Origin of the sequence: Rhizobium sp. RAF56 (assembly GCF_052113965.1) — a bacterium.
Classification (GTDB): Bacteria; Pseudomonadota; Alphaproteobacteria; order Rhizobiales; family Rhizobiaceae; genus Rhizobium.
In genome coordinates this window covers 147344-169552 of sequence record NZ_JBFRDU010000003.1, presented here as the reverse complement: position 1 = coordinate 169552, position 22209 = coordinate 147344, and the positions used below count along the sequence as shown (strand labels likewise).

Here is a 22209-nt window from a genome sequence, read left to right as displayed (position 1 = left end):
ACGGTCAGGAAGGATATGGGAGGCGTTCGCCATGCTCCCTAGGGAGCGCGGGGCTGCCGGCCGCCTCCGGCCGTGGAGGCAGACTACAGCACATTTTCCGAATTGGAAGCCGGTCCGGAGCCGAATCAAAGCTCCGATTTGATGTCGCCCATGCGGTTCCAGGCGTCGAGCCCTGCGATCTTGTAGGCCTCCGCAAGCGTCGGATAATTGAAGGTGTTTTCGACGAAATATTCGACGGTTCCCTTAAGGTTCAGGACCGCCTGGCCGATGTGGACCAGTTCGGTCGCCCCTTCGCCGATGACATGGACGCCAAGCAGACGGCGTGTCTTCAAGGAAAAAATCAGCTTGAGCAGGCCGGTATCGAGGCCCATGATGTGGCCGCGAGAGGTTTCGCGGAACCGTGCGATGCCGCACTCATAGGGGATGCCGCGCTCCTTTACCTCTTCCTCCGTCAGCCCGCACGTCGAGATTTCCGGTACCGCATAGATGCCGTAGGGGAAATATTTCGGCGGCTCCTTGGCGATCGCACCGACGGCGACGCGGGCAGCGATTCGCCCCTGTTCCATCGAAGTCGAGGCAAGGCTCGGGAAGCCGACCACGTCGCCGGCGGCGAAGATATGCGGCACGCTGGTGGCGAAGGTTTCCGGATTGACTTTTAGACGGCCGCGGCTGTCCGCCTCCAGCCCAACCGCGGGAAGGTTGAGCGTGTCGGTTGCACCCATGCGACCGGCAGCGAAGAGAACCATATCCGTCACTATATGGCGACCGTTGTCGAGTGTGAGCGCGACCTTTCCATCCGGCTGCTTTACCACCTTGTCCGCCGTCTGGCCGAGATGCAGCTTCATATTGCGGTCGCGAAGCTGGTGGATGAAGTCTTCGACGATCTCCTTGTCGATAAAGTCGAGAATGGTCGACTTGGGGTCGACGAGTGTCACTTGCGTGTCGAGCGCGCTGAATATCGTCGCATACTCGATGCCGATGACGCCGGCGCCGATGACGACCATCGAGCGCGGCAATCCGTCCATATCGAGAAGTTCGTCGCTGTCGACAACCGTCTTGCCGTCGAAGGGAATATAATTCGGCCGGAAAGGTTTGGTGCCGACCGCAAGCAGGATGCTGTTGCCGCTGACGAGAAGCGTCTCGCCGTCGTCCTTGGCGACCTCAAGCGTATGCGCGTCGACGAAACTCGCCTTGCCGCGGATATGCTGCACGCGGTTGCGCGCAAACTGGTGCTCCAGCACCTCGACCTCGTGATTGAGGGTGATCAGCAGGCGTTGCCTGAGATCGTCGGCGCTGATCTCCTGCTTGACGCGGTAGGCGCGGCCGTAAAAACCGCGCTCACGCCATCCAGAAAGATTGAGCGCCGTTTCGCGTAACGTTTTCGAAGGAATGGTGCCGGTGTGTACCGATACGCCGCCGACGCGCTTGCCCTGCTCGATCACCAGGACCCTCTTGCCAAGCTTGGCCGCCTGAATTGCGCCACGGCGACCGGCTGGGCCGCTGCCAACTACAACAAGATCGTATGGGTGCATCGCATCGTTCCGAATGACCGAGGGGAGAATTACATGCCGCAAATACGACATTTGGATATCGCGGTCTATTCGGTAACCGGTCAATGTTACAGATTGTCTAATGTGGAAGCCGATATTCCGACAGCTACCTGAAAGTACGGGCGAGGGCTGGAGGTGATGCTTGTGATCGTCGCGTGAGCGATTTCACAGGAGGCGCAGACCCTTGAGGCTGGCGTGTCCATCCTTGCCGATGATGATGTGGTCGTGAACCGTGATGCCGAGCGGCCTGGCGGTCTCGACGATCAGCTTCGTCATGTCGATGTCGGCGCGTGACGGGGTCGGGTCGCCGGAAGGATGGTTGTGGACGAGAATGATGGCGGTTGCCGACAACTCCAGTGCCCGTTTGACGACCTCGCGGGGGTAAACCGGCGTATGGTCGACGGTGCCGCGTCCCTGAACCTCGTCGGCGATGAGGACATTTCTCTTGTCCAGGAAGAGGACGCGAAACTGCTCGCGCGCTTCGTGGGCCATGGCCGCGTGGCAGTAGTCGATGAGCGAGGACCACGAGGAGAGCACTTGTTTGCCCTTGATTTCGCTCTTCAGCATCCGCTGAGCGACCGTCGATACCAGCTTCAAGTCGAGCGCGACGGCCTCTCCCACGCCCTTGACTTCCTGGAGGAGTGCAATCGGTGCGCCGATCACGCCGCCTAGCGTTTTGAACCGTTCGATCAGCGCCTTGGCGATCGGTTTGGTATCGCGGCGCGGAATAAGCCGGAAAAGCAGGAGCTCCAGCACTTCGTAGTCCGCAAGCGCGACCTCTCCACCGTCGCGAAAGCGATTGCGCAACCGCTCGCGATGACCATGGTAGTGATTGGATTCGGGCGGATCCGTCGGCTCCAGCCGAGCCTGCCGGCCAAGACTTCCCCGCTTCGGCGCCTGCTCGGCGAAGAACATCCGCTCGTCGAACAGGGATGCTTCGTCCTTCCCCTCGTTTGCGTCGCCGTCATCTTGTCCGGGCGGGGCGGGGCGGTTGGGCATCGGCTATCCCTATAGAGGCGGCAGGCCCGGACGGTCGAGGCCGCCCGGCGAAAGCGTGAAGATCTCGCAGCCCGTCGCCGTGACGCCGACCGTGTGCTCATACTGCGCCGAAAGCGACCGATCGCGGGTGACGGCGGTCCAGCCGTCCGAGAGCACCTTTACGTGCGGACGGCCGAGATTGATCATCGGCTCGATCGTGAAGATCATGCCTTCGCGCATTTCGGGACCTTCGCTGGCGCGGCCGTAGTGAAGGATGTTCGGAGAATCGTGAAAAAGGGCGCCGACGCCGTGGCCGCAGAAATCCCTGACGACCGAGCAGCGCTCGGCTTCGGCATAAGTCTGGATCGCTTCGCCGATCGCGCCGGTACGTGTGCCCGGACGCACCCCGCCGACGCCGCGCATCAGTGCCTCGTAGGTGACCTCCAGCAGTCGTTCCGCCGAGCGCTTGACCGCACCGACGGGATACATGCGGCTCGAATCGCCGTGCCAGCCGTCGAGTACATAGGTAACGTCGATGTTGACGATATCGCCTTCGCGGAGCGGCTTGGCATCCGGTATGCCGTGGCAGACGACGTGATTGATCGACGTGCAGGAGGATTTGGTGTAGCCGCGATAGTTGAGCGTTGCGGGGTAGGCGCCGTTGTCCAGGCCGAATTCGAAGACGAAACGATCGATCGCGTCCGTCGAAACGCCGGGCTTCACGATCGCAGCCAATTCGTCCAGGCAGCGCGCCGTCAGCTGGCAGGCTTTGCGCATCCCGGCGAAGGCGTCGGGGCCGTAGAGGCGGATGGCCCCCGTATTCTTGGCCGGCGCCGTCGACGCTTCGATATAGTTCACCATGGATCAGCCTTTACGCAGTAATTGTCGTCTCAGTACATAGTGCAGCTATGCCGGGTTCGTCCATCGGGATCAATCCCAGCGGCGTTATTTCGCCCGGCGATACGCGGCAATTGAGGGCATAAACCTCGACGCCGCGCCGAACCGCGCGCTCGAAGGCGGTGGCATAAAAAGCGTCCATGTCGGCGCAGATCCGGAACCTGTCGCAGTCGTCGCGCTGAATGACATAGAGCATAATGGCGCGATGCCCACCCTCCACCATGTCGCCGAGTTCTTCCAGATGCTTGGCGCCGCGCGCGGTGACCGTGTCGGGAAATTCCGCAAGTCCCGGCTGCCTCGAGAAGTGAACGTTCTTCACCTCCACATAGGCAGTCGTTCGCGCCGGATCCGTCAACAGAAGGTCGATGCGCGAGTTGCGTCCGTATCGCTGTTCGCGCTGTATCGTCTCGTAGTTGCCGAGGTCGCCGACAAGGCCGGCAGCGATTGCCTCCATCGCAAGCCGATTGGGCATCGCGGTGTTGACGCCGACCATTGTCCCGTCGGCCTCGACCATCTCGAAGACCAGGGTGTATTTGCGCTTCGGGCTGTCATGGGCGGAGAGCCAGATCAGCGATCCCGGTGTCGTCAAACCTCGCATCGAACCGGTGTTCGGGCAGGAACCGGTGACGAACGTGCCATCCTCGAGTTCAGCGTCGAAGAGAAACCGCTTGTAGCGCGAGATGAGACGCGCGGGGACGAGGGGAGGGTCGAAGATCATGCGAACGGGGCGTTTCGTCAGGCCTTTTCCATGGCGTAGGACCCCGGAGCTTCCTCGATCGCGTTCAAGGCGTCGCCGCCGGGCTTACGGGCGGGAACCTGACGGCTATCCTGCTCTTCGATCCATGTCATCCAATGCGGCCACCAGGAACCCGGTGTCTCCGAGGCTTGCTCCATCCAGCGATCGTAATCGCCTTCGGCCGGACCGCCGGTCCAGAATTGATACTTGTGCTTGTCCGGCGGATTGACGACGCCGGCAATATGGCCCGATCCAGTGACCACGTATTCGACCGGGCCGCCGAAATATCCGCTGCCGACGAAGACCGATTTCGCCGGTGCGATATGGTCCTCCTTGGTCGCCAGATTGTAGACGGGGATCTTGACGTCCTTCAGCGACAGCTTCTTGCCGGCAAGCACCATCTTTCCCTGGCTCAGATTGTTCTCGAGATAGCAGTTGCGGAGGTAGAAGGAGTGGTTGGCCGCCGCCATGCGGGTAGAATCGGCGTTCCAGAAGAGCAGGTCGAACGGCATCGGCTCCTGGCCCTTCAGGTAGTTGTTGACGAAATAGGGCCAGATCAGCTCCGAGGCACGCAGCATGTTGAAGGCCGTCGCCATCTTCGAGCCTTCAAGGTAGCCGGTGACCTTCATCTGGTCCTCCAGCGTCGCAAGCTGTTCCTCGTCGACAAAGACCTTGAGATCGCCGGCGTGGGCGAAATCGACCTGCGTGGTCAAGAACGTCGCCGAGCGGATGCGCTTGTTCTTTTCCTTGGCATGCAAGGCAAGCGTCGCCGCAAGCAGCGTGCCGCCGACGCAGTAGCCGACGGCGTTGACTTCCTTCTCGCCCGTCGCCTTTTCGATCGTATCCAGCGCGAAATCGATCCCCTCACGGGCGTAAGCCGTCCAGTCCTTGTCGGCATGGCGTTCGTCGGGGTTGACCCAGGAGATGACGAACACGGTCTGGCCACGCTCGACACACCATTTGATGAAGGATTTTTGTGGGTTGAGGTCTAGAATGTAAAATTTATTGATCCATGGGGGGCAGATCAGCAGCGGGCGTTTCTGCACCTTGTCCGTCGCCGCGTCGTACTGGATGATCTGGCACACGTCGCTCTGGGCGATGACCTTGCCGGGGGTGAGCGCCATGTTCTTGCCAAGGGCGAACTTGGTCATGTCGGTATGCCGCAGCCGAAGGTCTCCGCCGCCGGCGCTGATGTCCTCGGCAAGCATCCTCATGCCGCGCACGAGGTTCTCGCCGTTGGAGGCGACCGTCTCGCGATAGACTTGTGGGTTGGTCGCCGCGAAATTGGCCGGCGACAGCGCTGCCGTGATTTGCTTGACGTAGAAGGAAGCCTTGTGGCGGGTGTGTTCGTCGAGCCCTTCGGTGTCGTTGACGAGCTTCTCGATCCAGTCGGAGGTGAGCAGATAGGTCTGGCGCACGAAGTCGAAGAAGGGGTTGTTTTCCCAGTCGGCGTCGGTGAAACGCTTATCCCTGGGTTGCGCCGCGGCCGCCGGATCGTCGTCGCCCGCGAAGCGCTGCATCGTCCGGTTCCACATGCCGAAGTAGCCCGAAAGCAGCTGAGTCTGGGCGTCAAAGGCGCGGCGCGGATCGGAAAGCCAGTACTCGCCGACCTTCGACATCGTCTTGATCAGGTCGGTCATGGGATCGGCAAGAACGTTCGAGCGCTCGCCGCGTTCGCGCGGGGCGAGCCAGGCGGAAGCGGCCTGGCCTAGATTTTCCAGTGCGCGGGCGAGGTTGACGGCCATCGCCTCGGGATCCTTGACGACATAGGCATCAATGGCTTTTGGATCGAAGTTGGCATAGCCGCCTTTGGGCTCGTCGGCCTTCTGCTTCTTATCCGTCACGCCATGCCTCCCCGCGCTCGTTATCGTTGTTTTCCATTTGTACATCCGCAGGGAAAAGGAATACAAGGTCGAATGACGCCCTTGCTTTGCTTAAAAGACGCATCTAACACATGCTCGGCAGGGCTTGGGCATGGGACAGGACGACGGTATGAGCGGCTCTTTGACGGCGAAGTTAAACGCATATTCAGCGATCTGCGGCGTCCTGGTGCTTGCACTTGGTGGTTGCAGCACGCCGGAGGAGAAGGCGGCGGCAGCCGCCCGCCGGGTACCGCCGACGGCGGTCGTCATGAAGTCGGCGAGCGGAACAGCGTCCCAGGACAGCGGTCTGCAGCGCTACAAGGATGGCTATCCGTCGTTCAATGGGCCGCTGACGGCAGCCAATGTTCAGATCAACGATCAGCAGGCCGCGACGACGCAAAAGCAGATGTCGGCGCTGGCCGCTAGCCGTGACTCGGGAGCGATTACTCAGGCGGAATATGAACGGCGCGTGGCCGAGATGCGCAAGCTCGCTGCCGAGCACGGGCCTGATACACTGTCGCAGATACAGAATTGATCTTGCGTTCCAAGCGATTCCAAAGCAAAGCGTAAAAACACTTCGATTTTTAAATTTTCTTCCTGGCTGGAAGCGGGTCGTGCCCTCGGTCGCCCAAGTTTCACCGCATCGCCGATGCCAGGATACAGCGACGGCGCCGCGATTCCGAAGTTCGTATCGGGGCAGTCCGCAAGAGCGACGAACTTCGTAGCGGCTTGATGCCGCCGTCCCATGGGGAAGAAGATGGAAGAGTTTCACAAGGTCAGGCGTTTGCCGCCATATGTTTTCGAACAGGTCAACCGTTTGAAGGCAAGCGCGCGAGCGGGTGGAGCCGATATCATCGACCTCGGAATGGGAAATCCGGATCTGCCGACCCCGAAGGCGATCGTCGATAAGCTGTGCGAAGTGGTCCAGGACCCGCGCACGCATCGTTATTCCTCGTCCAAGGGTATTCCCGGCCTGCGCCGCGCGCAGGCTGCCTACTATGCGCGCCGCTTCGGCGTGAAGCTCAATCCGGATACGCAGGTCGTCGCGACGCTCGGCTCCAAGGAAGGCTTCGCCAACATGGCACAGGCGATCACCGCGCCTGGCGACGTCATCCTTTGTCCGAACCCGACCTACCCGATCCATGCCTTCGGCTTCCTGATGGCGGGCGGCGTAATCCGCTCCATGTCCGTCGAGCCGGACGAGAGCTTCTTCCCGCCGCTCGAGCGCGCAGTTCGCCACTCGATCCCGAAGCCGCTGGCGCTGATCCTCAACTATCCGTCCAATCCGACCGCCTATGTCGCGACGCTCGACTTTTATAAGGAAGTTGTCGCTTTCGCGAAGAAGCACGACATCATCGTGCTCTCGGATCTTGCCTATTCCGAAATCTACTTCAATGACGCTCCCCCGCCTTCCGTGCTCGAAGTGCCGGGCGCCATGGACGTAACGGTCGAGTTCACCTCGATGTCGAAGACCTTCTCGATGCCCGGCTGGCGCATGGGCTTTGCGGTCGGCAACGAGCGGCTGATCGCGGCGCTCACCCGCGTCAAGTCCTACCTCGACTACGGCGCGTTCACGCCGATCCAGGTTGCCGCGACCCATGCGCTCAACGGCGACGGGGCCGACATCGCCGAGGTGCGCAGCATCTACAAGCGTCGCCGCGACGTGCTGGTCGAGACCTTCGGCAAGGCCGGCTTCGAGATTCCGCCGCCGGCGGCGACCATGTTCGCGTGGGCGAAGATCCCGGAAAAGTTCCGGCAACTCGGTTCGCTGGAGTTCTCCAAGCTGTTGGTGGAAAAGGCCGATATCGCGGTTGCGCCGGGTATTGGTTTCGGCGAGCAGGGCGACGACTACGTCCGTATCGCGCTGGTCGAAAACGAACACCGCATCCGCCAGGCGGCGCGCAACTTGAAGCGCTTCCTGTCGACGGCCGACGAAACCATGCATAACGTGATTTCGCTGAACGCCCACCGCTAATCTCAAGGGCAGCCGCTGAGCGGCTGCCTCTTCATGACACATCAGGATCGATCCATGGCAGATGCCCTCAAAATCGGCATTGCGGGGCTAGGCACCGTTGGTGCTTCGCTCGTCCGCATCATCAACCAGCGCAGTCACGAGCTTGCCGTTACCTGCGGCCGTCCCGTTCGGGTCGTCGCCGTTTCGGCGCGCGACCGCACGAAGGACAGAGGGATCGACCTTACCGGCATCGAGTGGTTCGCAGGGCCGGTCGACATGGCCCAGAAGGCCGACATCGACGTCTTCGTCGAGCTGATGGGCGGTGCTGAGGGCGCTGCCAACGCCTCGGTTCGCGCCGCACTGGCGCGTGGTCTCCACGTGGTGACAGCCAACAAGGCGTTGCTTGCCTATCATGGCGTCGAATTCGCGGCGATGGCCGAGGAAAAGGGCGCGCTGCTCAACTTCGAGGCGGCCGTCGCCGGCGGCATCCCGGTCATCAAGGCGTTGCGTGAATCGCTGACCGGCAACACGGTGTCGCGCGTCTACGGCATCATGAACGGCACCTGCAACTACATCCTGACACGGATGGAGAAGGAGGGGCTGTCGTTTGCCGAGTGCTTGAAGGAGGCGCAGCGGCTCGGTTACGCGGAAGCCGATCCGGCTTTCGATATCGAGGGCAACGATACCGCCCACAAGCTGGCGATCCTCACGACGCTTGCCTTCGGCAACAAGATTGCCGCCGACGATATCTATATCGAGGGCATCACCAATATCTCGATCGACGACATCCGCGCAGCGGCCGATCTCGGGTACCGCATCAAGCTGCTCGGCGTCGCCCAGCGCACCGAAAGCGGCATAGAACAGCGCGTGCACCCGACGATGGTGCCGGTGCAGTCGGTTATCGCGCAGGTGGACGGCGTAACCAACGCCGTTGCGATCGAGTCCGACATCCTCGGCGAATTGCTGATGGTTGGCCCCGGCGCCGGCGGCAATGCGACCGCCTCGGCGGTGCTTGGCGATATCGCCGACATCGCCAAGAGCCAGCCGGGCGCCCAGCGCGTTCCGGTACTCGGCCATCCGGCGGCGACGCTGCAGCCCTATCGCAAGGCGCAGATCCAAAGCCATGAGGGCGGTTACTTCATCCGCCTGACGGTCGAGGATCGCATCGGCGTATTCGCGAGCGTTGCCGCGCACATGGCGGAAAACCACATTTCGCTGGAATCGATCGTGCAGCACTCCAAGGAGTATCTGTCACATCCCGCCCAACAGACGATCATCCTCGTCACCCATGCGACGATGGAAGATTCCGTGCGCAAGGCCGTGGCCTCGATCAAGACCGAGGAATATCTCATTGGCGAACCACAGGTCATCCGCATCGAGCGTCCGAAGGAAGACAACTGACGCTCGTCCGGCCCTTTGAAGGCGATGGACTGCGGTCTGGGTTAGGTCATGACTGAAACATGGGTGCATACCGAGAGGGGCCGGCTCTTCGCGAAACGTTGGGGCGGGAGTGGCAACCGAAAGCCGCCGATCGTCCTCTTTCACGATTCGCTCGGCTGCGAGGCGTTGTGGCGCAGCTTTCCAGAACGTCTGTCAAAGGCTTCCGGGCGGCCTGTGATCGCCTATGACCGCCTCGGTTTCGGGCGGTCCGATCCGTATCCCGGCCGGCTTGGCTTCGACTTTATCGAGCTGGAGGCGCGGGAGGCTTTCCCCGCTCTACGCGCGCATTTCGGTTTCGACTGCTTCGTGGCGCTCGGCCACAGCGTCGGCGGCGAAATGGCGGTAACGACTGCCGCTGCCTATCCGGCCGAATGCGAAGCGCTGGTCACGGTCTCCGCTCAAGCCTTTATCGAGGAATGCACGCTTGCGGGCATCCGCGAAGCAGAGCGCGCCTTCGCAGAGCCGGGCGAGATGGATAGACTGAAGAAATACCATGGCGAAAAGGCGGAGTGGGTCCTGAACGCATGGACCAAAACCTGGCTCGCACCTGAATTCGCGGACTGGAACCTCGACGCCGATCTCGCCCGTGTGAAATGCCCCGTGCTTGCCGTTCACGGTGAGGACGACGAATACGGCTCTCCCCGTCACCCCCGGCGCATCGCCTCGCTCGTGGCCGGCCCGTCCAAGGCGGAAATCATACCGGGATGCGGGCATGTGCCGCATCGCGAACGAGAAGAGCTTCTCGTCTCTCTGGTTTGCCAGTTTCTCAACGGCAATGCTGCGGTGGATAGCGTGGATAGCTTGGAGAACGAGCAGGTCGCGTCCTAAATCCGCCATTTCTTTCGCCTCGCTGCTGTAATAGGAAGAGGCGGAAGAACATGAGGGGAATGGTGGAAGCGGCGGATCCTGTACAGCGGGCATTTTTGGGCGTCGAGCAGTCGGCATCGGGCAATCGCTGGGTATCGCGGCTCGACCAGGCAGGGCAAAACCGCGCGCTTGCGATCGCCCAGACCCACGGACTGCCCGATCTGATCTCGCGCGTGCTTGCCGGTCGCGGCGTTGCGCTCGATGAGGCCACCGCATTCCTCGATCCCACGATCCGCAGCCTGATGCCTGATCCCTATCTGCTGACCGATTGCGAAAAGGCGGCCGAGCGCCTGCTCAAGGCTATCCGCAAGGGCGAAAGCGTTGCCATCTTCGGCGACTACGACGTGGATGGCGCGGCGTCCTCCGCGCTTATGTATCGCTTCCTCAGCCATTTCGGGGTTCGCGCCCGCATCTATATTCCTGACCGGATTTTCGAGGGCTACGGGCCTAATCCAGCGGCAATCCAGCAACTGATCGAGGAGGGCGCCGGCCTGATCGTCACGGTCGATTGCGGATCGACGAGTTTCGAGGCGCTCGCCGCCGCACGGGAGCGCAACACCGACGTCGTCGTCATCGATCATCACCAGGTCGCCCACGAGCTGCCGCCCTGTCACGCGCTGGTAAACCCGAACCGGGAGGATGATCTTTCGGGGCAGGGGCATCTCTGCGCGGCCGGCGTCGTCTTTCTCGTGCTCGTGGCGGCCTTGCGGCTCCTGCGCGAGGCGGGCGATCCGCGTGCCCGCACGCTGGATCTGCTTGCCTGGCTGGATATCGTGGCGCTGGCGACGGTCTGTGACGTCGTGCCCCTGAAAGGGCTGAACCGTGCCTACGTCGTCAAGGGCCTGATTGCTGCGCGCCATCAAGGCAATGCCGGCCTCTCGGCGCTGTTTCGCAAGGCCGGTCTCGGTGGCCCGGTAACGCCCTACCATTTCGGCTTCATGATCGGCCCGCGCATCAACGCCGGCGGCCGCATCGGCGATGCGGCGCTTGGATCGCGATTGCTCACCATCGACGACGGCGCCGAGGCAGAAGCGATTGCCGAGCGGCTCGACGAGCTCAATCGCGAGCGTCAGGCGATGGAAGCGCTGATGCTGCAGGAAGCCGAGGCCGAGGCGCTGGCGGAGTATGGCGACGGCAGCGGCGCCACGATCATCGTCACTGCGCGGGAAAACTGGCATCCCGGCATCGTCGGCCTGATTGCATCGCGGCTGAAGGACAAGTTCCGCCGTCCGGCCTTCGCGATCGCCTTCGATCCTTCCGGCAAGGGCACCGGCTCCGGCCGCTCGATCAACGGTTTCGACATGGGCCGCATGGTTCGTGCTGCCGTCGACGCTGGCCTGCTCGTCAAGGGTGGCGGACATGCCATGGCGGCCGGCCTGACGGTCGAGCGCGCTAACCTTGGCAGCCTTCGGACCTTCTTCATGGAAAAGGCGCAAAAGCCGGTTGCCGCGCTGGTGGCCAACGAAACGCTGAAGATCGATGGCGCGCTCGGCGCCACGGGTGCCACGGTCGGCCTGATCGATCAGCTTGAAACGGCAGGCCCATACGGGTCGGGACATCCGCAGCCGATCTTCGCCATCCCCGGCCACCGCTTGCGCGACTCCCGTCTCGTCGGCCAATCTCACGTCAAGGTGACGCTGGAGGCTCAGGATGGCGGGCGTCTTGAAGGCATCGCCTTCCGCGCCGCTGAAACGCCGCTCGGCGATCTCTTGCTCAATGGCCGCGGTCTTCAGCTGCATGTGGCCGGGACGCTTGGGGCGGACCACTGGCAGGGCGCCCGCCGCGTGCAGCTGCGCGTTACCGACGCGGCCAAGGCGCCGTAGCGAGACACTCGCTGTTTGACGGTTCAGGCGGGCCGCACGCCTTCACAGGTCTTTTGCAGCCGCAACGAGCCATGCATGGCCCGGATCGTCGCCTCGACAGTGAATTTGAGAAGTCGCTGACCGATCACTCATCGATAAGTGAACGGATCTATGATCGCCAAAAACTAAGTGATTGGAATTACTGAAAAGTGGCACGCCCTAGGGGAGTCGAACCCCTCTTCCCAGAATGAAAATCTGGTGTCCTAACCGATAGACGAAGGGCGCCTGCGCTTCGCGTGGGCGTCTTATAGTCAGGGGTTCTTGATCCCGCAAGCCGGAAATTGAAAAAATCCACTACGGGCCAGCAAATTTTCCGCCTCGCTAATTCGCCCGGTGGCCTCGGCGAGATCCCGGCGCCGGCGACCGTATCCTTCGTCGGCGCAACGACATGGCCGCCGCGACAGGTCACGTATCCATGCTCTGCTTTGTCGTCGCAGCCGAAAAGTTTAAATGATTGATTTTATTGGAAGAAGTGGCACGCCCTAGGGGAGTCGAACCCCTCTTCCCAGAATGAAAATCTGGTGTCCTAACCGATAGACGAAGGGCGCCTGCGCTTCGTGTGGGCGTCTTATAGTGGGGTGATTTCATTCCCGCAAGCGTCCAGTTCGATTTTTTTCACAAAAAATGAGGAAAACCGCCGCATTGCGGAATCGCGCCGATAATGACGCAAATACAGGCTGTTAGGCTGACATTGAACATGGAGGCACCGCGGCGGATCTGGTGCGGCGCGACCGGCGGCGAGAATGCGAAAGAGCGTGCATTGCGCCGAAAGCCGGCAGATCAGCTGCGGTCGCAGCCCCAGTTCCAGTCGCGCGCCGTGCCGATGTCGATGTGCACCGAATCCGTATGGCAGTATGTGCCGACGCCGCCGCGGTCGGGCAGGGAGCGGAGATAGGTCGCAATCTCCCATTTCGAAATGCCGGGCACCTGGATGTCGGCTGCGTCGCAATGCGTGTGCAGCGATTCCTCGCTGCCGCCGACGAGCTGGTTGTGAACCGGGTCGCGATAGCCGGAGGTGACCATCACGGGCCGGCCGAAATGCGTTTCGAGGCTCTTCAGCTTGTCTTTGAGCGCCGGCTTGAAGCAGGCCACCTGAACCTCAGCGTTCTGCAATTCGATGCCGACAAGGGCGCTGTTGGTCGCCGAGGGTAGCGATGCGTATTGGAGTAGCGATCCGGGGTTCGGCTCATTGCTCGGCAAGCCGTAGAGCGCGTTTCTGACTTTGGGCCTTGCGCCGTTCGGTTGAACGAGTGATGCGGCCATGCCGGGCGTCAGCTGGAAATCGGAATTCTTGAGGGCCGTGGCGCCGTCTTGCCCCTTGGACGCAAGCATTCGCGAAATCGCCCGTGCCTTTTCATGGCCCGCGGCATCCACCGCGCCCTGAGTGGCGTTCGCGACTTGCTGCGGCGGGTCGAGCTTCGAGCTATTTTCGGACGACTGGCCGTTCGGAAGCACGACCGGCTCGGGAGCCGTTGCGCTCGGGGCTGCCGGAGGGCTGCTATAGATATTGCGTATTCCAGCCGCGGCGGGCGGCATTGGCGCCTCTATTGATGTTCCAGAGGCAGGCAGCTGCGGATAGCTCGGCCCGCCACCGCTGGAAAAGATGCTCGACCGGTTCGCATTGACCGCGGTCGGCTGCAGGACCAGGCCGCCGATGCTAGCCTGTCCGGCAGTGGCCGAACCGGGCAGCGCGGAGGAATTGAGACCGGAGCCGGGCTGTTGGTTCAACGCCTGCGCACCGCTGACGTTGCGCAGCAACGGATCGCGGTAGCCGCCGTCGCGAGCGGCGGCGGCCTTGGCGTTCAGGGAGGCGGCAAGGGTCTCGCCGGCCGTCGGAGCCGGAGCGGCGGAAGCTGCGTCAGCACCCGGTTTAGTCTTTCCGTCGGTCGTTGCGCAGCCGGCAAGCGCTAGAAGCGCCAGGGCGGCGGCGCCACCCATCAACCTCAGTCTGACTGCGATGTCCGGCCGATTGTGCAACTGACGAATCCTGTTCCTGGTCTCGTCGAAGCAGACAGCAAATTAGCGACGCCGCGCGTACAAGGAACAAAAAGTCGCACGGAATCTAGCACTTGACGCTTCGAGTCGCAGAAACATGCATCAGCGGCGGAGGCCGAAGCAAGTGCCAATGCGGCTTGCGAGGCCCACGTTCGCCGGCGCCGCAAGCCTCGCAACAGCCTCGGACTTACCAGACGCCGGTATTGGCCATCGAGGCCCAGGGTTCGGCCGGGGCGAGGTCCGCGCCCTTCTGCAAGATCTCGATCGAAATGCCGTCCGGCGAGCGCACGAAGGCCATATGACCGTCGCGGGGCGGGCGGTTGATGGTAATGCCGTTGTCCATCAGCTTCTGGCAAATGGCGTAGATGTCGTCGACCTCATAGGCAAGGTGACCAAAGTTCCTACCACCTGTATAATCCTCCGTGTCCCAGTTGTAGGTCAGTTCCAGACAGGGAGCGAGATTGGCTCGCGCGGCGTCCAGATCCGCGCTTGCGGCGAGGAATACCAGGGTAAAGCGGCCCTTTTCGTTTTCGTAACGGCGGATTTCGCTTAGCCCGAAAAGCGTCGTATAAAAGTTCAGCGACGCGTCGAGATTTTTGACGCGTACCATGGTGTGGAGATAGCGCATTTTGTATCCTCTGTGTTGGCCTTGGGTGCGGAGACACCAGCTTCGGGCAAGACTAAGCGTTAAGATATGCAGCTGGGAATAATCGAAAACTAGGACTTGCGCTTTTCCGTTACCAAGATGTTAATCTTGACCGCAAGAATCAGTTAACTGTAACAGTGTGACGCGTAATCGAGGGGCTGGCCAATATGGGTGACAGAATTGCACCGAAGGGAATCGCCGACTTTGAGGAAATGTCGGGGGAGCCGGTCGAGCTTATTGAGGTAAGTGGGGTCGTCAAATGGTTCGACGTCGCCAAGGGGTTCGGCTTCATCGTTCCCGACAACGGTATGCAGGACGTTCTTCTTCATGTCACCTGCCTGCGCCGCGACGGATATCAGACCATCCTCGAAGGCACGCGCATCGTCGCGTTGATCCAGCGCCGCGAGCGCGGCTACCAGGCCTTCAAGATCCTCTCCATGGATCAATCGACCGCAGTGCATCCTTCGCAGCTTCCGCCGGTTCGCACGCATGTGCAGGTAACGGCGACGAGCGGGCTTGAGCGGGCGCTGGTCAAATGGTTCAATCGCACGAAGGGTTTCGGCTTCCTGACGCGCGGCGAGGGGACCGAGGACATTTTCATCCACATGGAAACCTTGCGCCGTTTCGGCCTCACCGAGCTTCGTCCGGGACAGGTGGTCCTGGTCCGCTTCGGGCCGGGCGAAAAGGGTTTGATGGCGGCGGAAATCCATCCCGACTCGCCGACCCCCGTCAGCAGGCCGCATTGATGACGGCGATCCGAAATTTTTTTAGAAGCGCCGTTTTGGCGCTTTTTTTCTTGCATGTGTTTGCTTCGAGCGGCGTGCAGACTTCCTATGCCGCGGAAGCGATAAAATTCGCCTCGGAGCAAATGGTCATCCACTCGGCCAGTGGGGAGCGGAAACTCACCGTGGAACTGGCGATCTCCGCCCTGCAGCGCGAGCATGGCCTGATGTTTCGGAAATCCATGCCGGCCGATCACGGCATGCTGTTCGACTTCGGCACGACGCGACCGGTGCTGATGTGGATGAAGAACACGCCGCTGCCGCTCGACATGCTGTTCCTCGACGCAAAGGGCGCCGTCTTTTCCATTCAGGAGAACGCCGTACCCTATTCCGAAGCGATCATCGATTCGCGCGCGCCGGTGAAATACGTCATCGAATTGAATGGTGGGACCGCGGCCAAGCTCGGCCTCAAGGTCGGAGACAAGGTTTCGAGCGCGACGATCGACAGGACACTGTAACGTCTATCTGACCAATCCTTACGCCTATCGCCCGGAAATCTGCCGTCGATGCAGAGACCGACTCATCGGTCTTATGGCGACCCCTGCAGGGCTCGAACCTGCGACCTAGTGCTTAGAAGGCACTTGCTCTATCCAGCTGAGCTAAGGGGCCGAAATCATATGCCGCGGCGCCGAAAAAGGGCGCTCTCCAGCGCGACCTCAGTGGGTCCAGGGCTGCGTGCGGGTGTATCGGAAATTGTCCGTATAGGAAACGACCTGACGGTTCGCCTCATTCGGTTGAATGACGCGGTAGTCGATGCCGTTGCGTTCCGCGTAGGCAACCGCCTGCTCCTGCGTATCGAAGCTCAGCCTGACCTGCTGGCGGGTATCGCCGGACGATGTATAGCCCATGATTGGATCGATTTTGCGCGGGCTTTCCTGGTCGAACTCCAGAAGCCAGAGATTCGTCTTCGCCTTGCCGGACTGCATGGCGGTCTTTGCGGGCCGGTAAATCTTTGCAGGCATGGCTGCGACGTCTCCGAAAGAAGCGGCTTCCCCGCCTTGATCCTCTACTTCGCTCCCGCCCGCAAGGGGCTCAAGCGACATGTTCACGCCCTGAGGCCAAACAGCAAAGCCGTCCCGCGCCCCAACGCCGAAGCATGCAATTTTGCTTACCGGCGAATCCTCTGGCTTTCAAGCGAAAATGAGCTTCGCCGGCCCTTTGAAGCGATGCCGCCACCAAGGCGTTCGCTCGCAACCGCAAAGCCTATGCCAAACCGTTTATTCTTGGGGAAAGTGGTCGGAGTGGAGAGATTCGAACTCCCGACCCTCTGGTCCCAAACCAGATGCGCTACCAGACTGCGCTACACTCCGAACCGACGTGGTGGGAGATACACGGTTCATATCGCGGCTGCAACAGCTAATCCGCTGCCGGCTGTTGAAAGCGATCCGATAAAATACGTTCGCGTGTCCGACCGACAGATCTGCTCACGTCATCCACTTGCGGTGGTCGGCGAAGCGCTCGGCCAGCAGGTCTATGAACAGCCGGACCTTGGTCGGAAGGTGGCTCCGGTTCGGATAGATGGCGTTGATGGCGAATTCGACGCCCTCGTATTCAGGCATGATCCGGACCAGTCGGCCAGCCGCCAAGTCGTCGTAGATGACGAAGCTCGGCGCGAGCCACACCGCCCTCCCGTTCACCGCCAGATAGCGGAGCGCTTCAGCGCTGTTCGACAGGACCGTGCCATGGACCCGCACATTCTCCTGATTTCCGGCAGCGGACACGAAATGCCATTCATCGCCAAAAGGATAGTAGCTGTACTGCAGGCAGTCGTGGCCTTTGAGATCGCCGGGCGCGGTCGGTGCCTCGTGGCTTTCGAGATAGGACGGGGAACAGGCCAGCACGTGGCGCCATGGCGTGAGCTTGCGGACGACAAGCGTGGAATCCGGAGGCGGCACGGTACGGATCGCGAGATCATAGCCGTCCTCGATCATGTCGATCATTCGCTCTCCGATGTTCAGGTCCAGCGACACCGAGGGGTAGAGTTCCAGAAACTCGTCGATGACGGGCGAAAGGAAGCGCACGATATGCGTGCTCGTGTAGATCTTCAGCGTGCCGCGCGGCATCGAGGTCAGCGCGCCGACGGCCCGGTCGGCATCCTCGAGGTCAGCAAGTATCTGCGCTGACCTTTCGTAATAGAACTTGCCCGTCTCGGTCAGGCTTACCTTTCGGGTCGTGCGGTTGAGCAGCCGTACGCCGAGCCGTTCCTCGAGCGACTGGACGTGGTTCCCGACCATCGTCACCGACATGTTGAGACGACGGGCCGCCGCGGAAAAACCACCGCTTTCGACCACGCGACCGAAGACTGCAAGGCTCGTCAGACGATCCATCCGTCCCTCCCGATTATCCGCTCTGAGTTTATGATCCTTCCCAATCTAAGCAGATTATCAATCCGCGCATAACGGGGCAATTTCATCTCATCAAACAAGGCCCCACGGAAGACGGGGCGGACCAAAGGAAAACGACAATGGTTGAGATCCCCCGCAAGGAAGCCTTCGAGACTGAAACCAAGGAAGTTACTTCGAAGACGCCCCATGCTCGTACCGCAAAGGCAGTGGAGGTTCCCGCCGTTCCAGCCGAGGAGACAATCGCCGCCGCCGAAACGCCCCCGAAGAGCGGCCGCGGCGTGATCAAGCGCGGCGTCCTCATCGCCGCACTTCTTGCAGGGGCAACGTTCGCCGCGGAGTATGGCTACCACTACTGGGTGGTCGGCCGCTTCATCGAATCAACCGACGATGCCTACGTGAAGGCCGACTACACCACGATCGCACCGAAGGTTTCCGGGTATATCAAGGATGTGCTCGTCAACGACAACGATATGGTCAAGGCTGGCCAGGTCGTCGCCCGCATAGACGACCGCGACTACCAGGCCGCATTGGACCAGGCAAAAGCCGACCTGAAGGCGGCCGAGGCAACGATCGGCAATATCGATGCGCAGCTTGCCCTGCAGCAGTCCGTTATCGAGCAGGCGAAGGCAACGATCGTCGCCGCGCAGGCTTCACTGAAATTCGCCGAAGCGGACAACGACCGCTTCCAGAACCTGATCCAATCCGGCGCCTCCACCACCCAGCGCGCCCAGCAGTCCACATCCGCCCGCGATCAGGCCGCCGCCCTGGTCCAGCGCGACCAGGCAGCGCTCGTTGCCGAACAGAAAAGGGTCGGTGTGCTCCAGAGCCAGCATGAGCAAGCCACCGCCCAGCGTGACCGCAGCGCCGCCGCCGCCCGGCAGGCCGCGCTCAACGTCTCCTACACGCAGATCGTCGCAGCCGTGGACGGTACAGTCGGCGCACGCTCGATCCGCGTTGGCCAATTTGTCACTTCGGGCACCCAGTTGATGGCCGTGGTTCCGCTACACGCGGTCTATGTCGTCGCCAATTTCAAGGAAACCCAGCTCACCAACGTGCGTCCGGGCCAGCCTGTGGAGATCAAGGTCGACAGTTTTCCGGATGCGGCCATCAAGGGTCATGTCGACAGCGTCTCGCCGGCGAGCGGCCTCGAGTTCTCGCTGCTGCCTCCGGACAACGCCACCGGCAACTTCACCAAGATCGTCCAGCGCATCCCGGTCAAGATCGTCATCGACGATCAGGCTTTGCGTGGTCTGTTGCGCTCAGGCATGTCGGTCGAGCCCGAGATAGATACCAAGGCTGCAACGACGCAGGGAGAAGGATTGTCCAGCCACGCTGGATAATCCTTCCGACGCTTCCTCGATTATCATCGCAACTCCGTCATGAGAATGTTTCCGCATCGCCGGAAGGAGAAAGTCATGGCCACTCTTCAGCTTGCAGCAAACAGCAACCAGCCGATTCGGCCCGCCGCCGCCGCTCCCGCCGCAATGAGCCCTTTGAGGATGTGGAGTGCTGTCGTCGGCTCCACGCTGGGTGCCTTCATGGCCGTGCTCAACATCCAGATCGTCAATGCCTCCTTGGCCGACATCCAGGGTGCGATCGGCGCTGGCACCGATGACGGCGGTTGGATCTCGACCTCCTACCTGATCGCCGAGATCGTCGTCATTCCGCTGAGCGCCTGGCTTGCCCGCGTCTTCTCGGTACGCAACTACCTGCTGGTCAATGCCGTCCTCTTCCTCATCTTCTCGGTTGCCTGCGCCTTCGCGGCAAACCTGCAGCAGATGATCATCCTGCGCGCCATCCAGGGCTTTTCCGGCGGCGTGCTGATCCCGATGGCATTCACCATCATCATCACTTTGCTGCCCAAGGCCAAGCAACCGATCGGGCTTGCCCTTTTCGCCCTCTCGGCCACGTTCGCGCCTGCCATCGGCCCAACTATCGGCGGCTATCTCACCGAGAACTGGGGCTGGCAGTACATTTTCTACGTCAACCTCGTGCCGGGCGCTCTGATGGTGGGTATGCTATGGGCTTCGCTGGACCACGCTCCGATGAACCTTGGGCTGCTGGCCAAGGGCGATTGGCCCGGTATCGTCACCATGGCGATCGGCTTGGCAGCGCTTCAGACCGTGCTCGAGGAGGGGAACAAGGAAGACTGGTTCGGCTCGCCGTTCATTGTTCGCCTGTCGATTATTGCCGCCGTCTCGCTGACGCTATTCCTGATCATCGAGCTGAGGACCGCCCACCCGCTCCTGAACCTGAGACTGCTGGTGCGCCGCAACTTCGGCTTCGGTATCCTCGCAAACTTCCTGCTCGGCATCGCGCTCTATGGCTCGGTCTTCGTTCTGCCGATCTACCTGACCCGCATCCAGGGTTACAATTCCGAGCAGATCGGCATGGTGCTGGCCTGGACCGGCATCCCGCAGCTTCTTCTGATCCCGCTGGTTCCGCGGTTGATGAAGCGCTTCGATGTCCGCCTGCTGATCGTCGTCGGTTTCGCGCTGTTCGCGACCTCGAACTTCATGAACATCTACATGACCGCTGACTATGGGAGCGATCAGCTCTTCTGGCCGAACATCGTTCGCGCGATCGGCCAGGCGCTGGTGTTCACGCCGCTGTCCGCCATCGCCACTGCAGGCATCGAGCAGGAGAACGCGGGTTCCGCGTCGGCTCTTTTTAACATGATGCGCAATCTTGGAGGTGCGGTCGGCATCGCCTCGCTGCAGACGTTTCTCTCGAAGCGCGAGCAGTTCCATTCGAACATCCTGACCAACTCCGTCTCGGTATTCGAGGAAGCAACCCGCGCCCGCGTTGCCCAACTGACCGCATACTTCATGAGCCACGGCGTTTCGGATCAGGCAACCGCCACCCACAAGGCTGTCATCGCCATCGCCCTGAAGCTTCGCAAGCAGGCAAACATCATGGCCTTCAGCGACACGTTTTTCCTGCTCGGCGTCGCCCTGGTCGTCGCTCTGGTCGCCAGCCTGCTGCTCAAAAAGCCCGGCAAACTCTCCGGCGGTGGCGCTCACTGAGCGCCCGCCCAACCAAAGGCTGATCAGATGAACACCTCCATCCACGCCACCAAATCCAACTCGCCCAGGGCAGGCGGCACCAGAGGCGTCGATATCAATCCGGCTCTTTCGATCGTCGAATGGCTGTCCGGCGACGAGTGCCACGCGCTCGACGAGCCGGGTCTTCTTGCCGCATTTGGCCGCCGCCTGCGGGCAATAGGACTTCCCGTCGACCGTCTGACGCTGCATCTGATGACACTTCATCCCGAGTTCCTGGGTCGCACCCTTGCATGGGCACCGGGCGAGCCGATCGAAATCCACGACCGGGAACACGGCGCCCACGTGACCTTCGCACGCAGTCCTCTGCGCAAGGTCATGGATACGCGGCAGCCGATGATCGTCAGCGTGACCGACGGCGATCAGGATTCCTGGCAGGACATCGACGTTTTCGCGGGCCGCAGCCTGAGCCAGCTGATGATAGCGCCGCTCTGCAACGTCGACGGTCCGGTCAGCGCCGTCGTCTTCGCCACGAAAGAGGCGAGGGGGTTCATGCCATCGGACATCCAGATGCTGGAGCGGCTCCTTCCGGCCCTTCGCAACACCTGCGAGCTCCGGATCATGCGCCAGATCGAACTCAGCCTCCTCGATACCTATGTCGGGCCGATGACCGCGCAGCGCATTCTCGCGGGACGCATCCGCCAGGGCGAGATCGAATCCCTGGAGGCCGCCTTGATACTCTGCGACCTGCGAGGCTTCACCGAACTGTCCAACCGATTTCCGCCCGGCGAAATGCTCGAACTGCTCAACGCCTACTTCGACATCGTCGTGCCCGCGATCACCCGCGAAGGCGGCGAGGTCCTGAAGTTCATGGGCGATGCCGTCCTCGCCTTCTTCCCGACCGCCGACGCAGAGGAGGCCAGCACGGCCGCGCTCTCCGCGGCGAGATCGATCGTGGACGAGCTCGCGGACTTCCGTGACAACGGACTGAAGTTGCGGGCGGGGATAGCGCTGCACTACGGAAAGGTGAGCTACGGCAACATCGGTTCCGGGCACCGGCTCGACTTCACGGTGATAGGGTCAGATGTGAACCTGCTCAGCCGAATTCAGAGCGCTTGCGGTGTACTCGGCAAGACGATCCTCATGTCCGATGCTTTCCGGCAGAAGGTGGCCGACGAAGACGTCCAGTCCGCCGGCTTCCATCGCCTTCGCGGCTTCGAAAGGAATATCGAGTTGTTCGGGCTGGAAGCGACCGATGACGGAATCTTGTAACCCAATCCGGCCAAGGAGCAG

General features: G+C 61.5%; 19 protein-coding genes and 4 tRNA genes. 10 read left to right on the top strand and 13 right to left on the bottom strand.

The genetic code is table 11. From position 1 onward, the window contains the following. Nucleotides 1–125: 125 nt before the first annotated feature. From sthA to AB4048_RS04050, 5 genes are all read right to left on the bottom strand, one after another. Complete coding sequence (sthA, locus tag AB4048_RS04070) at nucleotides 126–1532, bottom strand: Si-specific NAD(P)(+) transhydrogenase (protein ID WP_442200639.1); 1407 nt, start codon at nucleotides 1530–1532, stop codon at nucleotides 126–128. A 183-nt stretch (nucleotides 1533–1715) separates the two neighbouring features. Further along, nucleotides 1716–2549: a RadC family protein gene (gene radC, locus AB4048_RS04065; protein ID WP_442200638.1), complete on the bottom strand. Its 834-nt coding sequence runs from the start codon at nucleotides 2547–2549 to the stop codon at nucleotides 1716–1718. Nucleotides 2550–2558: 9 nt separating this feature from the next. Beyond that, nucleotides 2559–3389 carry a type I methionyl aminopeptidase gene (gene map / locus AB4048_RS04060; RefSeq protein WP_442200637.1) on the bottom strand — a complete coding sequence of 277 codons (831 nt, stop codon included), beginning with the start codon at nucleotides 3387–3389 and terminating at the stop codon, nucleotides 2559–2561. A 10-nt stretch (nucleotides 3390–3399) separates the two neighbouring features. Beyond that, complete coding sequence (gene sfsA / locus AB4048_RS04055) at nucleotides 3400–4143, bottom strand: DNA/RNA nuclease SfsA (protein ID WP_442200636.1); 744 nt, start codon at nucleotides 4141–4143, stop codon at nucleotides 3400–3402. A gap of 17 nt (nucleotides 4144–4160) precedes the next feature. Next, nucleotides 4161–6050, bottom strand: coding sequence for a PHA/PHB synthase family protein (locus tag AB4048_RS04050; RefSeq protein WP_442200705.1), 1890 nt, complete (start codon nucleotides 6048–6050; stop codon nucleotides 4161–4163). Nucleotides 6051–6153: 103 nt separating this feature from the next. Here AB4048_RS04050 and AB4048_RS04045 point away from each other — a divergent pair, with 103 nt between their 5' ends. The 5 genes from AB4048_RS04045 (at nucleotide 6154) to recJ (ending at nucleotide 12107) form a co-directional block, all read left to right on the top strand. Next, complete coding sequence (locus AB4048_RS04045) at nucleotides 6154–6558, top strand: hypothetical protein (protein WP_442200635.1); 405 nt, start codon at nucleotides 6154–6156, stop codon at nucleotides 6556–6558. A 222-nt stretch (nucleotides 6559–6780) separates the two neighbouring features. Beyond that, complete coding sequence (locus AB4048_RS04040; protein WP_442200634.1) at nucleotides 6781–7998, top strand: LL-diaminopimelate aminotransferase; 1218 nt, start codon at nucleotides 6781–6783, stop codon at nucleotides 7996–7998. A gap of 54 nt (nucleotides 7999–8052) precedes the next feature. Continuing rightward, complete coding sequence (locus tag AB4048_RS04035) at nucleotides 8053–9378, top strand: homoserine dehydrogenase (RefSeq protein WP_442200633.1); 1326 nt, start codon at nucleotides 8053–8055, stop codon at nucleotides 9376–9378. 48 nt (nucleotides 9379–9426) lie between these two features. After that, nucleotides 9427–10245, top strand: a complete 819-nt coding sequence (locus AB4048_RS04030) for an alpha/beta fold hydrolase (protein ID WP_442200632.1) — start codon at nucleotides 9427–9429, stop codon at nucleotides 10243–10245. A gap of 59 nt (nucleotides 10246–10304) precedes the next feature. Beyond that, a complete protein-coding gene (gene recJ / locus AB4048_RS04025; protein ID WP_442200704.1) occupies nucleotides 10305–12107 on the top strand; it encodes a single-stranded-DNA-specific exonuclease RecJ in 1803 nt (600 codons plus the stop codon). A 189-nt stretch (nucleotides 12108–12296) separates the two neighbouring features. Here recJ and AB4048_RS04020 read toward each other — a convergent pair. The 4 genes from AB4048_RS04020 to AB4048_RS04005 all read right to left on the bottom strand — a co-directional run bounded on the left by AB4048_RS04020 (nucleotide 12297) and on the right by AB4048_RS04005 (nucleotide 14769). After that, nucleotides 12297–12371 (bottom strand) — tRNA-Glu (locus AB4048_RS04020). Nucleotides 12372–12619: 248 nt separating this feature from the next. Further along, a tRNA-Glu gene (locus AB4048_RS04015) sits at nucleotides 12620–12694 on the bottom strand. Nucleotides 12695–12926: 232 nt separating this feature from the next. After that, nucleotides 12927–14123 (bottom strand): YcbK family protein, encoded by a 1197-nt coding sequence (locus AB4048_RS04010; RefSeq protein WP_442200631.1) that lies wholly within the window; start codon nucleotides 14121–14123, stop codon nucleotides 12927–12929. A gap of 205 nt (nucleotides 14124–14328) precedes the next feature. Next, on the bottom strand, nucleotides 14329–14769 hold the full coding sequence (locus AB4048_RS04005) for a VOC family protein (RefSeq protein ID WP_442200630.1): 441 nt from the start codon (nucleotides 14767–14769) through the stop codon (nucleotides 14329–14331). A gap of 185 nt (nucleotides 14770–14954) precedes the next feature. On the opposite strand from AB4048_RS04005, the gene AB4048_RS04000 reads away from it, so the two are divergent. Together AB4048_RS04000 and AB4048_RS03995 are read left to right on the top strand one after the other, a co-directional pair. Continuing rightward, nucleotides 14955–15533 carry a cold-shock protein gene (locus AB4048_RS04000; RefSeq protein WP_442200629.1) on the top strand — a complete coding sequence of 193 codons (579 nt, stop codon included), beginning with the start codon at nucleotides 14955–14957 and terminating at the stop codon, nucleotides 15531–15533. Next, nucleotides 15533–16027 (top strand): DUF192 domain-containing protein, encoded by a 495-nt coding sequence (locus AB4048_RS03995; RefSeq protein WP_442200628.1) that lies wholly within the window; start codon nucleotides 15533–15535, stop codon nucleotides 16025–16027. The genes AB4048_RS04000 and AB4048_RS03995 overlap by 1 nt, the downstream gene beginning before the upstream one ends. Before the next feature lie 74 nt (nucleotides 16028–16101). On the opposite strand, the gene AB4048_RS03990 is transcribed toward AB4048_RS03995, so the two are convergent. The 4 genes from AB4048_RS03990 to AB4048_RS03975 all read right to left on the bottom strand — a co-directional run bounded on the left by AB4048_RS03990 (nucleotide 16102) and on the right by AB4048_RS03975 (nucleotide 17896). After that, a tRNA-Arg gene (locus tag AB4048_RS03990) sits at nucleotides 16102–16178 on the bottom strand. Between the two features lie 47 nt (nucleotides 16179–16225). Continuing rightward, the gene (locus AB4048_RS03985) at nucleotides 16226–16531 is read right to left on the bottom strand and encodes an ETC complex I subunit (protein ID WP_442200627.1); all 306 of its coding nucleotides are present in this window, start codon (nucleotides 16529–16531) and stop codon (nucleotides 16226–16228) included. A gap of 271 nt (nucleotides 16532–16802) precedes the next feature. Continuing rightward, nucleotides 16803–16879 (bottom strand) — tRNA-Pro (locus tag AB4048_RS03980). Nucleotides 16880–16993: 114 nt separating this feature from the next. Beyond that, a complete protein-coding gene (locus AB4048_RS03975; RefSeq protein ID WP_442200626.1) occupies nucleotides 16994–17896 on the bottom strand; it encodes a LysR family transcriptional regulator in 903 nt (300 codons plus the stop codon). Between the two features lie 137 nt (nucleotides 17897–18033). Here AB4048_RS03975 and AB4048_RS03970 point away from each other — a divergent pair, with 137 nt between their 5' ends. From AB4048_RS03970 to AB4048_RS03960, 3 genes are all read left to right on the top strand, one after another. Further along, a complete protein-coding gene (locus AB4048_RS03970) occupies nucleotides 18034–19254 on the top strand; it encodes an HlyD family secretion protein (RefSeq protein WP_442200625.1) in 1221 nt (406 codons plus the stop codon). Nucleotides 19255–19329: 75 nt separating this feature from the next. Then, entirely contained in the window at nucleotides 19330–20940 is a 1611-nt protein-coding gene (locus AB4048_RS03965; protein WP_442200624.1) for an MDR family MFS transporter, read from the top strand. Between the two features lie 27 nt (nucleotides 20941–20967). Further along, entirely contained in the window at nucleotides 20968–22188 is a 1221-nt protein-coding gene (locus tag AB4048_RS03960) for an adenylate/guanylate cyclase domain-containing protein (RefSeq protein WP_442200623.1), read from the top strand. Nucleotides 22189–22209: the final 21 nt, after the last annotated feature.